Source organism: Paraburkholderia lacunae (genome assembly GCF_003353175.1).
Taxonomy (GTDB): domain Bacteria; phylum Pseudomonadota; class Gammaproteobacteria; order Burkholderiales; family Burkholderiaceae; genus Paraburkholderia; species Paraburkholderia lacunae.
In genome coordinates, this window is sequence record NZ_QHKS01000006.1 from 124,678 (window position 1) to 136,597 (window position 11,920).

Consider the following 11,920-nt stretch of genomic DNA (forward strand, 5'->3'; position numbering starts at 1 on the left):
CTTGACCTTGGCCGAATGCCGGCGTTCGCGAGGGCTCACCAGCTGGATCGGGATGGCGGGCGGTTCCCAATCCGGCAGGAGCTGCTGAACGTCGCCCGCGATGAGTCGCCGCTCGTCGAGCAATCGGTTGCCAATTACGAAGATACGTTCGCGGTCAACGTGCTCGGCACGCTGCTGTCGCTCAAGCACGAAATGCGCGTGATGCTGGCCCAGGGCTCGGGCTCGATCATCAACCTTTCGTCGATCGCAGGTCAGGTCGGCATCGCGGGCGCGTCGGTCTACGCGGCCAGCAAGCATGCGGTCGAAGGCCTCACGAAGAGCGCGGCGCTCGAAGGCGCTGTTGCCGGCGTGCGCGTCAACGCCGTGGCGCCGGGTCCTGTCGCCACCGAAATGCTCGACCGCTTTGCCGGCGGCAGCGAAGAGGGCAAGGCAGGTTTCCTCGCGACGATACCGGCGCGCCGCGCCGCGACCCCGGACGAGATCGCCCAGACCATCGTCTTCCTTGCGAGCGATAAGGCGCGCTACCTCACCGGACAGAACATCGCAGTCGACGGCGCCTACACGGCGCAATAACACGCGCTTGTTCCCACCCACTTTAGCCATCGCTTCATCTTTTTTACTCAGGAGCATCACCATGACCATCATCCATGTCCCGACGCGCGACGAAGTTTCCCCGGCTAACCAGGCCATCTTCGACAAGCTCAAGAGCAGCCTCGGCACGGTGCCCAACCTATACGCGACGCTGGCGCATTCGGAGCATGCGCTAGGCAGCTACCTCGCGTTCCAGAACGCGAAGAGCAGCATCAGCGGCAAGGCGCGCGAAATCGTGAACCTCGTCGTGAGCCAGGTCAACGGCTGTGAATACTGTCTGGCTGCCCACACCGTGATCGGCAAGATGACCGGCTTCACCGACGAACAGATTCTCGAAATCCGCAGCGGCAAGGCAAGTTTCGACGCGAAGTTCGATGCGCTCGCACGATTGGTGAAAAACATCGCGGTCAACCGCGGGCATGCCGATCAGGCGCTCGTCGATGTCTTCTTCGCAGCAGGTTGGACCAAGGCCAATCTGGTCGACGCGATCGTCGGGATCGGCGACAAGACGGTAACGAACTATCTGCACGCGACGACACGCGTACCGGTCGACTTCCCCGCTGCTCCGCAGTTGCCTGCCTGATCGTTGCCGCCGGGCGAGCCGTGGACGTCACGCTATGCGCACGATGTCAGGCTCGTCCGGCCAACTGAAAATCGACGAATGGTTCGCCGATCGGCTATTGCACCGCAATAGCCGTTTTTCATCGGCACGCGTTGCGTGCCGTCACAAACCTGTCACACCAAAAAATCAACATCGCTTGACGAATTAGCCGAGCCGGACGGTCGGCGCGGCTGGACCAGAAGCGAGCATCACTCGCGCCGATGAGCCTGAGATCGTATTGAGGCGTGACGCCACAGCTATCACCGCCCGACGCCCGGCAGCAATGGACGAGACTTCATGAAACAGCGCGCGACGGTCGTGTGCCGGCAAGGAACGCGAGTTCTGCTGGTAGGCCGGGAACAAAGTAGATGGTCGCTGCCGGGCGGCAGGCCGGAAGTGGGCGAAACGCTGGAAGATGCGGCGTTGCGCGAGTTGTTCGAGGAAACCTGCCTTCGTGCGGCTGCCTTGAAATTCATGTTCGAATTTGCCGGCGCGCATACCCGCCATCACGTTTTTGTGGCTGAGGTTGCGCAGGGGCAATTCCCGGTGCCCAGCAACGAGATCGCCCATTGCTGGTGGGCCAAGGTGACGGATGTCCCGAAGCTCGCCACCAGTGTGTCCACCAAGGGCATCGTGAGTTTGCTGGCCATGGATACGCGCCGCCCGCTACGGCTGCAAAACCGCCGCGAGCGAGCACAGTCGTTCGTGCAAAACCTCAGGCTCGCACTACAGGAAGGGAGCAATCAGGGCCAGCTTTGCTTCACGAACGCCGAAGGCTGACACCGCCAGGCAGTCGCCCGCGCTTCGGAACGGATGATTAGCGCGGGGGCAAAATCAGCCCTTCGCGCACGTGCCGTCGGCGCAGCTTCTATCCCTTTGCCGGTCGCCCCGTTTTCACTGCTTCCAATGACGACACCGCGGCAACGAGTCGATTCGGCGCAGCGGACTCCAGCATCAGCAGCCCTGCACGCAACAGCTCACTCTTCTTGACGGAAACGCCGGCATCCAGACACTTCTGCTTCAGCGCCGCGATTTTGTCGTAATCGGATTTCGGCATCGTGAAGCTGTCGCGCACGACCTTCTCTTTCTTTGCGCGCTTCACCTTTGCGTCTGCGGGAGCGCTGGCCGGTGCGGCCTCCGCAGCCACCGGGCTTTTTGGTTTCGCGGCCTTCTTGGAAGTGGCGGACTTTTTCGTCGTGGCGGGCTTTTTTGCAGCGGCGGGCTTCTTCGCAGAGGCAGGCTTCTCTGCCGAGGCAGGCTTTTTCGCAGAGGCGGGCTTCTTCGCAGAGGCGGACTTCTCCGCAGTGACAGGCTGCTCCGCAAGCGGCTGCTCCGCAGGGGCAAGGGCTTGGTCGTCGCCTGAAACAACGCTATTTGAATTCTTCGGGAAGTGGAATGCTTTCTTGCTGGGCTTCTGGGTAATGGGAGCAGTCATGTGGACCTCTACGTTGATAATTGTATAAACAGTATATACCGTTTATTGAAATTATCCCGCCGGACAGGTTCCACCGCCTTTCTATAGTTACCCGGTGCGCCGCCCTGAAGTGCAGAAACGCGCAGAGACAGAAATCCTGTAATCGCTAACCGGTGTACGCGTCAGGGCGCTTTTCAGCACGCATCGCACCGACCGCGCGCAACATTTCGTATGCGCGTTGCATGTGATGCTCCTTTTGGACGGTCAGGTACGAGATGGCGTTCTCTACCGCCGCGTGCTCCCCGAGTTGCTCCGCATGCTCACGAAGCAGCGCGTCGCTCGAAACAATATCGTTGAGTTTGCCCAGTTCGTCCTGCAACTGCGCGAGGTCGTCGACGCCCATTTCCTGGCGGCTGTCGATAAGCGGCGAAAAGAACTCCAGCAGGTAGCGAAGCTTCTTCCCGGCGATGCGGACCTCATGAAGCTCGGCATACTCAGGGTCCAGATGCGTAACGACGCGATTGACCCGCTTCTTCAGCGCTTTCTCGGCCGACGCGACGCGCTCGCTGGCGAACAGTTCAAGCGATTCGTGGACCGAATCAGCATTCAGTTGCCGCAGCGCGTCAGCTACCCGTTGCTCCAGCATTTGCCCGACGTCCGCGCCCTCTATTGTTCTGCGACTGCATAAAAGAGCGTCGCTGCGTTGTACATCGACACGTTCGATGAGCGTCTTGAAGGAACGCTTCATCGCTTTGTCCGCTGTCAGCAGGTGTTTCAGAATATCCCAGTCACGCGTTTGCCCCGCGGCATCAGCCAGAGACTTGAATTCGCGACGTTGGAGTCGCGCCTGCGGCACGTTCAGATGCTTTTCGTAAGCCCACCATAGCGACCGAAGGCGGCGCAGCGCGACCCGCAGCTTGTGCAGACTTTCCGGATCAGCACTTAACCTGCACTCGCACACTTGCCGCGCCACCTGCGCGACCATCGGAGCCGCCAGAATCGAAAAAGCGTCGGCAAGCGACATTCCTCGCGCCATCACCTGAATGTGACCGCTGCTGGCGGTTGAAGTCCGCTCTTGCGCGCCTGCTGCTTCAGGCGCCTTGGATTTGGAGTTCATCGGCACGAACTCCCTGATTCCGCGATCTGGACGGAAAAACGAGGTGAGGTGGGCGGTGTGCGGAACGTAACCGGACTACGTATCGTCAGGCTGAGATGTCAATGCTACAACGCCATTTCGCTTCAATACAATTGAATGCATACCCGCTCCGCAATTGACCTCAATGTCCCCATCGAATGAACCTTCGCGTCAGCGGAGTGCCGCCGAACTCAGGCTTGCGTTCAAAACCATGACGGCGCATCGGTTGCCTCGCGTGCTCGCGCTGGAGAAATTCGACTCACTGTGGGATGAAGTGAATCGGGCCGCCGCTGCCGCGATGCTGGCGACGGATGCCCTGCCCGAATACATCGCTTTGCTTCAGGAGATGCGGACTTGGTACAAGGAGGTATTGAAGGGCCCGGATTAGCGAAGTTTTCGGCCCGCCGGCGAATGCTGCTTCAAGTCCGGAAACCAGCAACGTCGTGCGCAGGGTAGCGGCCATCACCAGAGAGCGCCACGCACGATCAGGGTGGCAGGCATCATCCGTCATAATGTCGATCGTCGATAACAATGGCAGTTATCGGCTTCCAGACCGAACGCACTGAGCTACCTTGCGATCCTTTCATCGGGCGTGTCGCAGGACGAAGTAACGTATTCGGGACTCAATTTTCCGCCAGATCAAAATGAGGTTTGAGGCGCTTATGTCCACGAACGCAGACACAATCACGGATGAAATGGTCGCGGGAATCGCGGATCGCATGGTCGATGAAGGCCGGAAGGTTTCTCCTGTGACCATCTGGCCGGAGATTCCTGGCGGTTCGATCGTTGCCATAGCGGCAGCCTTGCAACGCTGGCGCGAAGCGCGGCTGCCGCTCACGCCCCACGTGCAGGTCCAGGCCGGGTTGCCGGGGCACATTGCCGAAACCATGATGAGCGCAGCGGACCGGCTCTGGATGGCCGCTCAAGGCGAAGCCGACCGGGCGGTCAGTCAGCAACTGAGTGTCGTGAATCAGCACCTCGACGCTGTCCGTGCGGAACGGGATGAGGTTTTACTCGAGTACCAGAAGACGGCGGAAGAAGTTGCGACCGGGCGTGAGCGGCACATTGCTCTGACGAATGCGCTGAGCGCTTCCGAGGATGCGTCCACGCGCCTCACCGCGGAACTCGCTTCGGCGACCGGCCGTGCCGAAGCGGCCGAGGCTCGAGCGGAGGAACTGGCGCAGCGGGTGTCGGTGGAAGAGGCCACGCTGGAACACACCAAGGCGGAACTTGACGAGGAGCGCAAGGCGCGTGGAGAGCTGGCCGCTGCCGTTTCGAGCCAAAACGATGAGATCGCGCGGATGAAGCAGGAGCTCGATGAGGCGCGCAAGGAGATCGCCTCGTTGGGCTACGAGTGTCAGGCGAAGTTGACCGAAGCGGATAGAGCGTTGCAGGAGGCTAGCGCGGCGTCATCGCGTGCGCAAGCCGCTACGGCGCAGGCGAACGAGAGCCTCGCGCGGGTCGCTGCGCTGGAGGCTGAGCGGGACGAGGCGCGTACCGCGCTCGCGGCAGAGCACCAGACAAGCGCAGCGCGTAGCGAAGAAGCGTCGATTCAGTTTGAAGAATTGCAGCGCGTCGGCCGGGAGCTTGGGGCGGCGCGGGAACAGCTCGGTGCTGTGACTGAGGCGAACGCGGCGGTGAGCGCTGAGCTGGCCCGGGTTTCACACGATGCGTCTGTGGCGAGCGAGCGGGCCGAGGCCGCCGAACAGCATGCGACGACGTTGCAGCAGCGGCTCGTAGAAGTCGAGCAGGCGAACTCGGCCGAAGCGCAACGGTGGACGCAGGAGGTCAGCGCGGCATCATCGCGCGCAGAAGCTGCCGCGGCGCAGGTGGATGAGAGCCTCGCGCGGGTCGTTGCGCTGGAGGCTGAACTCGATGAGTCGCGCACCGCGCTTGCGGCGGAGCGCCAGACAAGTGCAGCGCGGAGCGAGGAAGCGTCGAATCAGCGCGACGAACTGCAAGGCGTTGCCCGTCAGCTTGAAGAGGCAAGAGAACAGGTCAGTACTATGACCGCAGCGAAAACGGCCGCGATCGCTGAGCTGGCCCAGGTTTGGCAGGATGCGTCTGCCGCGAAGGAGCGGGCAGATGCCGCCGAACAGCGTGCGGAAACGTTGGCGCTGCGCGTCGCGGAAGTCGAGAAGGCTCGCGCGGAAGAAGCGCGGCGCAGCCTTCAACTTGCCAATCAAGCGGGCGAATCTGCGTCGGCGGAAAAGGTCGCCGAGTTACAGCGCCAGATTTCGGCTCAGGCCAAAGCGCATGAGAAGGCTTTTAACGAGCTTCGCGCGATTGCTGAACAGTGGGTCGCGCATGCCAAGGACCTTAAGGAACGACTCGGTTCAGCAAACGAGAAGCTGTTGTTCATCGACTCACGTAGCACCGGGGAAGTGGCGCTCATCCGGAAACTCTCGTCCGAACTCGAGCGCCTCAAGCCAGATAGCGAGTTGATTTCCCGGGACGCACAGCAAAAGCTTATCGGGGCGACGATGGCCGAGCGGCTTTCGCAGAAGGGTTATCGGTATGACCCGACGACGGCGGCTATGTCGAAAGTGGAGCGCTGATGTAAGTGTGTCCCGGTTCGAGAGATAGCGTCGCCACTGCGGGGAGGGGAGGCGGTGCAGTGGCCGCCTTCGGTAGCGGTTGCCCCGCACTCTGCTCGGTCACTTGTTGACGCAGCACGTTGGCTGCGTTGAACGGTTAGTGCTTAACGGGAACTGGATGCTGCGTAGTGTCTGCGTCTACGTTCGTCGCAGCTTTAGTTGACGTTCGTTTGCGCGGGCTGGGCTTCGTGGCTGCCGGTGTTTCCGTCGTCGCTATTTGTGATGCCTCCGCAAGAAGGCGCGGCATCTCCCTGAAATTCGCGCGGGCGCATGCATCGCGTTTGACCGCCTCATTCGCAGAGCACGTCAGGCTCAGTCTGCCTTTGCTGTGATCGACGTGTCGTGTTCTGGCGGAACTCGCTGAGACGCCGCAGTGCCCCCACCAACTTGAGGCGCCTGGACTGCGTAAGTCGATTCCCAGCCGCCGCCGAGCGCCTTGCAGAGCGTGATCAGATTCGCGGCAGCGGTCGCCTGGCTTTGCTCGAGCTTGCTCTGGCCTTCGAGCAGTTGCTTCTGAACGTTCAGCACGTCGAGGTAGTCCAATGCCCCAGCCTTGTAGCGCTGCTGCGCCACGGCGAGTGCGCGCTGGTTCAGCGCCACCACCTCCTTTAGCTTGATGCGGCGCAGCTGCTCGGCATCGTAGGCGACCAGTGCATCGTCCACCTCGTGCCACGCCTCGAGTACGGTACGTTTGTAGACGATCGCGGCCTCCTGTTGTTGTGCCTCGCGTAGCTGCAGTGTGCCCTTGAGACGCCCGCCTTCGAAGATCGGCATCGTGATGGAGGGGCCGAGAACAAACTGCCCCGACGCCCAGCTGGCGAGGCTGGAGAGCTGAAGGCTCTGGAAACCCGCACTGCCATTGAGCGAGATGTGCGGATAAAAGTCGGCTTTTGCCACACCGATCGACGCCGTGGCCGCATGCAATTGCGCTTCCGCTCGCCGGATATCGGCTCGGCGTTGCGCGAGCTCTGACGGAAAGCCGATGGGCACCTGTGCGGGCAGCTCGGGCACGTCATGCGGCTCGGCGAGCGTTTGCTTGAGCGCGCCCGGCTCCTCGCCGAGCAAGACGCCGATCGCGTTGATCTTGGTCTCGCATTGCGATTCGAGCGTCGGAATCAGACTTTCGATTGATGCCGCCTGCGCGGAAGCATTCGCCACATCCAGATCCGTCGTCACGCCGTCACGCTCGCGGATCTGCGTGAGCTTCGTGGTATCGCGAGCAATCTCAAGGTTCTGTTTCGCGATGTTCAGCAGCGATTGTGTGTCGCGCAACTCGATATAGTCACGCGCGAGTTCGGCACGGGCAGACAACAACACGGCGTTTCGGTCTTCGTAAGAAGCATCCGACAAGGCGGACGCCTCTTCGACACCGCGTCGAGCCCCGCCCCAGATATCGAGTTCCCAAGAGGCATCGAAGCCCATTTGATAGAGGTTGTAGGCAGGCGACCCCTTGGAGCCCGGTATCGGCGTCACGCCAAGCGGCGTTTTCCCCGAAGCCGATTGCGATTGGGGGCCGAGCGAAGGGACGCCGAGCAGCGACAGAATGCCGTTCGGGCTGCCGCGCTCGCGGTCGTAGGACGCAGCGCCGTCCAGCGTGGGCAATTCCGCGGCCCCCGCAATGCGCTGTCCGGCGCGGCTTTGCCGCAGGCGCGCCGACGCCGCGGCCACATCGAGGTTCGCATTGGCCAGTTGCTTTTCAAGCGCGTTCAACCTGGGATCGTTGAGCAGTGTCCACCAATCGGAATTGAATCCGGCTTCGACGGCCTTGCTCGGTGCTTGCGCCGCTTCGGTGCGTTCAAAGACTTGCGGCGGCGCGGACGTCGTGGGAGGCACGAAATTCGGTCCCACGGTACAGCCCGCGATCACAAGGCATGCCAGGATTTCCAGCGCCAACGCGCGGATGGCGCGGAATGAAAAGTCGTGCGTACTCATTTTTGCTCTCCCGCTTCGGCTCGCGCATCGCCATGTCGACCGGTGGCCACTTCGGTTTCGACAGAAAGCCCCACGCTCAACGCAGACGCCGCCTCTTGACCTTTGTCGATGTCGATCTTGATCGGTACGCGTTGGACGATCTTCGTGAAGTTGCCCGTCGCGTTGTCGGGCGCGATAGGCGCAAAGCTCACGCCGGTTGCGGGCGCGAGGCTATCGATCCGGCCGTGAATCACCACGCCAGGAAGGCTGTCCACCTTGATGCGCACGCTTTCGCCAGGCCGCATCCTGGTGATCTGGTTTTCCTGGAAGTTGGCGACGACATAGGCTTCGGAAAGCGGCACGATTGCGAGAACCGGCGCGCCGGGCGTCACGTACGCGCCAACGCGCGCAGAACGCCGTCCAACCTTGCCGTCGATCGGCGCGCGAATCTCCGTATAGGACAGGTTGAGCTGCGCCTGCTCGAGTACCGCCTCGGCGCGTTCGAGCGCGCCGGTCGCCTTGTCGCGCTGGGTATTCAGTACGTTCAGGTTCTGCTCGGTCGCCTCCAGCGCGGCTTGGTCGTGGGCCTGCTGCGCAAGCTGCTCGGCGAGCGCGCTCGAGGCGTGCTGTTGCTCCTGAGCTGTTCCTGCGCCGGTTTGCGAGAGATCCTGGTACCGCGCGGCGTTGTCGCGCGCAAACGCGATCGCCGCATCGTCGGACTTGAGCGTCGCGCGCGCCTGATCGACGAGCGAGGGCTGCCGCGCGATTTCGGCGTCGTAGTTCGCGACGGACGCCTTTGCCGCGGCGACGTCCGCTTGAGCACTCATCAATGCGGCCTTGTAGTCGCGGTCGTCGATACGCACCAGCAATTGCCCGGCTTTGACCGACTGGTTGTCGTTGACCGGGACTTCGGCGATCTGGCCGGGGATGCGCGGCGCCACGAGGGTGAAATCAGCCGCGACGTAGGCATCGTTAGTGGATTCGGAATTCGAGCCGCTTGACAGGCTTGAATAAGCCCACGTGCCAATACCGACTGCGACGGCGATAGCGGCCGCAGGAATGAGTTTGAGGGGAGATCGAGCAGCGGTTGACATGATTGCGTTCCCTTAATTCGAAGAGGGGGGCGTCGTGCTCCAGGGCGGGTAAATGCGCACGGGTAACACTGGCACGAGGAGAAGAAGCGCGATGGCGACTCCCGCCATCGCGAGGTAGAGATCCGCCGATGTCAGTACCACTGCTTGCGCGTGGATCCGGTGTGCAAGTTCGCCGAGGCCATGGGCCGCGTCGATGTTTTGGCTCGTGACAAGCGCGTGATTGCCTAATTGGTCCACGAGCATGTTCGAATGAAGACGTTCGCGATCGGTACCCAGCCCTTCTATGAGACCCGTCGCCACAGCCGCGGAAAATGTCTTGAGCGAGTTGAACATCGCTGAAGCAAAGGGACCTTCTGCCGGGGGCAAGCCCGTCGTCACGCCCATCAGGATCGCGAGAATCAGCATCGGCTGCGCGACGATCTGTATCGATTGAAGCCAGTAGAAGTTGTCGCGGATCCACTCGGACGTGATGAAACTCCCCATCACGCACGTGGCGATCATGAGGCTCAATCCAATGGCCATGACCCACCGGTGGTCAACGCGCCGCAGATTCAAAAGTGCGGCCGTCAAGGGGAGCGTGATCAAGAGCGGCATCGCAACCAGCAGCGACAAAGGTGCAGTTTGCAGCGGCCGGTAGGTGTGAACATTGGCGAGAAATTGGCCGGGTATCGCAGCCACGCCAACCAGCAAGATGACCGCGCCCGCGAGTGTCGTGAGTCCGTGCGCAAAGTTTCTGCGCGCAAGCAGCTGCAGCTTGAAAAAGGGATGCGGGTGAAACCACTCGTTGACGAGGAACGTCACCAACATCAGCCCGCCGCCGATAAACATCGCGCGAATGAACGCGGAATCGAGCCAGTCGAGACGATCGCCTTGCAGAAGGCCGATCACGAGCATGGCGACGGCCGGAAAGCCGGTCAGAAACCCGGTCCAGTTGAATGCCGCGAGCCGTTCGAGTTTGAGCGGATCTGCCGGCAGCCCCCACTGAATCGCCGCGCAGCTCACGATGCCCAGCGGCACGATTTGCCAAAAGGCCATTTGCCAACCGACGTACTCGGTCCACAACGCGGCGAGCGGTGTGCCGAGCGCCGGCCCGAAGGTCGCCGTGAGTGCGTACCCTGCGAGTCCGTAGAGCTTCACTTTGGGCGGGAGATAGCGCAGCGCCACGATGATCAACATCGGGGGAAGGCATCCGCCGGCCATCCCCTGCAGCACGCGCAGCCCATCGAGCGTGAGCAGGTTCGGCGCGAAGGGGCAAAGGAACCCGAAGAGCATCGTCGCGATCACGGCGCCGCTCGTGAATCGCTTGAGCGTGAAGGTGATCCCAAACCACGGGGCAAACACCATCGTCGCCACATTGGCCGCCTCGAACAGAGCGGTCAGCCAGGTTCCATCGTCATGACCAATCGAGAACGCACCCTGAATGTCCGCCATCGCTTGCGCCGTGACCTGCTCATTGAGAATGGCCAGGAGAGACGCAAGCAGCATCCCGACGAGGCCGACGGCGAGGCGCAGCGAAAGGGTGGACTGTGGGGGCGTCGGCTGTGCGGGAGCCTCTGTCTTCGGCGCAGGAGCGGGTGCCGGCGCGTGCGCGACGGTCAATGGTTCCGCTCCAGTGGTAAAAGGGTCGACGGTGGTCATGGAAACCTCATTGCTATTCTGATTCGATAGGAAATCTAACCATTCCATATCGAGCCACATCAATAACGCCGAACAGCAGAATTACTGCGTGCGTTGTGCCTCTGCAAAATATTGCGGTGCTTCCCGGCGATCGAACATTCCGTACTCTCGGATGATGCGGACGTTCCGCTGGCGCAAGCCGTCTGCCGTCGCTGCTTCGCGTTCGAACGCTTCGGCTGCCGCCTGGTCGCGCCACGTCACCACCGCGATCACGTCCCCCGGCGTCATCAACGCGTCGAACACATCCCAGGCAACGAGGCCAGCCGCGCTCGTATCGACGCCAAGCGATTTCGCCACCGCTTCCGCGCCAGCTTGCTTGACCCCGTCCGGCGAGAATTTCCCTTCATGCAGGGTCACTGCCGTGCCGCGACCCGTCTCGGTGACATCGAGGCGTTGCTCAATCAGGACCTGTCCCGCAGGCAGCTGGTTGTCGCTGAGGACCTGGCCAATACGCAAGCGATAGTCGGAAAACACCCGGTCACGCGCGGCTTGCATGATCTTGTGGTGGGCCGCCTGGCTACGCCAGCGCACCAGCGCCTTCTCGTCGCGCCAGCTCGACAGCGACAGAAGCCATCCCTCGCGTGTGAGACTTGCGTAGCGATTGTTGTCGATGAACCCGTCGATCTTCTCGAGTTCGGGGCGCAGCACCTTGGCCATGCCGAGATACGCGTTGAACTGTTCGGGCTTCGGATTGACTTCGAGCATTGCGGCAAACATAGGCACCTCTTTCGATTGATTGCTGATACGACGTGCAGTGATTGTCGGGGAAAGCCCGAATTCATTGGGGCCCAAGCTAGTTGCTATTGGGCCAATGAATTTGCGATTTTTGCCAGCGCGGCAAATGACGTTCCGATAACCATCACGGCCTGAAAGAGTTCTTTGCGAACTGATCGAATAGAA

At 61.6% G+C, this 11,920-nt stretch carries 11 protein-coding genes and 1 pseudogene; 6 read left to right on the forward strand and 6 right to left on the reverse strand.

What is annotated here, in order from left to right:
- Positions 1–15 precede the first annotated feature (15 nt).
- From DLM46_RS10770 to DLM46_RS10780, 3 genes are all read left to right on the forward strand, one after another.
- Positions 16–573 (forward strand): SDR family NAD(P)-dependent oxidoreductase, encoded by a 558-nt coding sequence (locus DLM46_RS10770; RefSeq protein WP_425273972.1) that lies wholly within the window; start codon positions 16–18, stop codon positions 571–573.
- Between the two features lie 61 nt (positions 574–634).
- Positions 635–1,174 (forward strand): carboxymuconolactone decarboxylase family protein, encoded by a 540-nt coding sequence (locus tag DLM46_RS10775; RefSeq protein ID WP_115100753.1) that lies wholly within the window; start codon positions 635–637, stop codon positions 1,172–1,174.
- Between the two features lie 315 nt (positions 1,175–1,489).
- The gene (locus DLM46_RS10780; RefSeq protein WP_115100754.1) at positions 1,490–1,972 is read left to right on the forward strand and encodes an NUDIX hydrolase; all 483 of its coding nucleotides are present in this window, start codon (positions 1,490–1,492) and stop codon (positions 1,970–1,972) included.
- 88 nt (positions 1,973–2,060) lie between these two features.
- Here DLM46_RS10780 and DLM46_RS10785 read toward each other — a convergent pair whose 3' ends face one another.
- Together DLM46_RS10785 and DLM46_RS10790 are read right to left on the reverse strand one after the other, a co-directional pair.
- The gene (locus DLM46_RS10785) at positions 2,061–2,627 is read right to left on the reverse strand and encodes a hypothetical protein (protein ID WP_115100755.1); all 567 of its coding nucleotides are present in this window, start codon (positions 2,625–2,627) and stop codon (positions 2,061–2,063) included.
- Positions 2,628–2,772: 145 nt separating this feature from the next.
- Positions 2,773–3,591, reverse strand: coding sequence for a CHAD domain-containing protein (locus DLM46_RS10790; RefSeq protein ID WP_244306066.1), 819 nt, complete (start codon positions 3,589–3,591; stop codon positions 2,773–2,775).
- 295 nt (positions 3,592–3,886) lie between these two features.
- Between DLM46_RS10790 and DLM46_RS10795 the strand changes: the two genes are divergently transcribed.
- The 3 genes and pseudogenes from DLM46_RS10795 (at position 3,887) to DLM46_RS10800 (ending at position 6,299) form a co-directional block, all read left to right on the forward strand.
- Positions 3,887–4,129, forward strand: coding sequence for a hypothetical protein (locus DLM46_RS10795; RefSeq protein WP_115100757.1), 243 nt, complete (start codon positions 3,887–3,889; stop codon positions 4,127–4,129).
- Positions 4,130–4,460: 331 nt separating this feature from the next.
- A pseudogene (locus DLM46_RS41115) lies at positions 4,461–4,721 on the forward strand (DNA-binding protein); the annotation flags it as partial.
- A gap of 207 nt (positions 4,722–4,928) precedes the next feature.
- Positions 4,929–6,299, forward strand: coding sequence for a coiled-coil domain-containing protein (locus DLM46_RS10800; protein ID WP_341868589.1), 1,371 nt, complete (start codon positions 4,929–4,931; stop codon positions 6,297–6,299).
- A 351-nt stretch (positions 6,300–6,650) separates the two neighbouring features.
- Here the strand turns inward: DLM46_RS10800 and DLM46_RS10810 are convergent, their stop codons facing one another.
- The 4 genes from DLM46_RS10810 to DLM46_RS10825 all read right to left on the reverse strand — a co-directional run bounded on the left by DLM46_RS10810 (position 6,651) and on the right by DLM46_RS10825 (position 11,737).
- A complete protein-coding gene (locus DLM46_RS10810; RefSeq protein WP_115100759.1) occupies positions 6,651–8,270 on the reverse strand; it encodes an efflux transporter outer membrane subunit in 1,620 nt (539 codons plus the stop codon).
- Positions 8,267–9,343: an HlyD family secretion protein gene (locus tag DLM46_RS10815; RefSeq protein ID WP_115100760.1), complete on the reverse strand. Its 1,077-nt coding sequence runs from the start codon at positions 9,341–9,343 to the stop codon at positions 8,267–8,269. Before DLM46_RS10815 ends, DLM46_RS10810 begins: the two co-directional genes overlap by 4 nt.
- Before the next feature lie 12 nt (positions 9,344–9,355).
- On the reverse strand, positions 9,356–10,981 hold the full coding sequence (locus tag DLM46_RS10820) for an MFS transporter (RefSeq protein ID WP_115100761.1): 1,626 nt from the start codon (positions 10,979–10,981) through the stop codon (positions 9,356–9,358).
- Between the two features lie 81 nt (positions 10,982–11,062).
- On the reverse strand, positions 11,063–11,737 hold the full coding sequence (locus DLM46_RS10825; RefSeq protein ID WP_115100762.1) for an antibiotic biosynthesis monooxygenase family protein: 675 nt from the start codon (positions 11,735–11,737) through the stop codon (positions 11,063–11,065).
- Positions 11,738–11,920 lie beyond the last annotated feature (183 nt).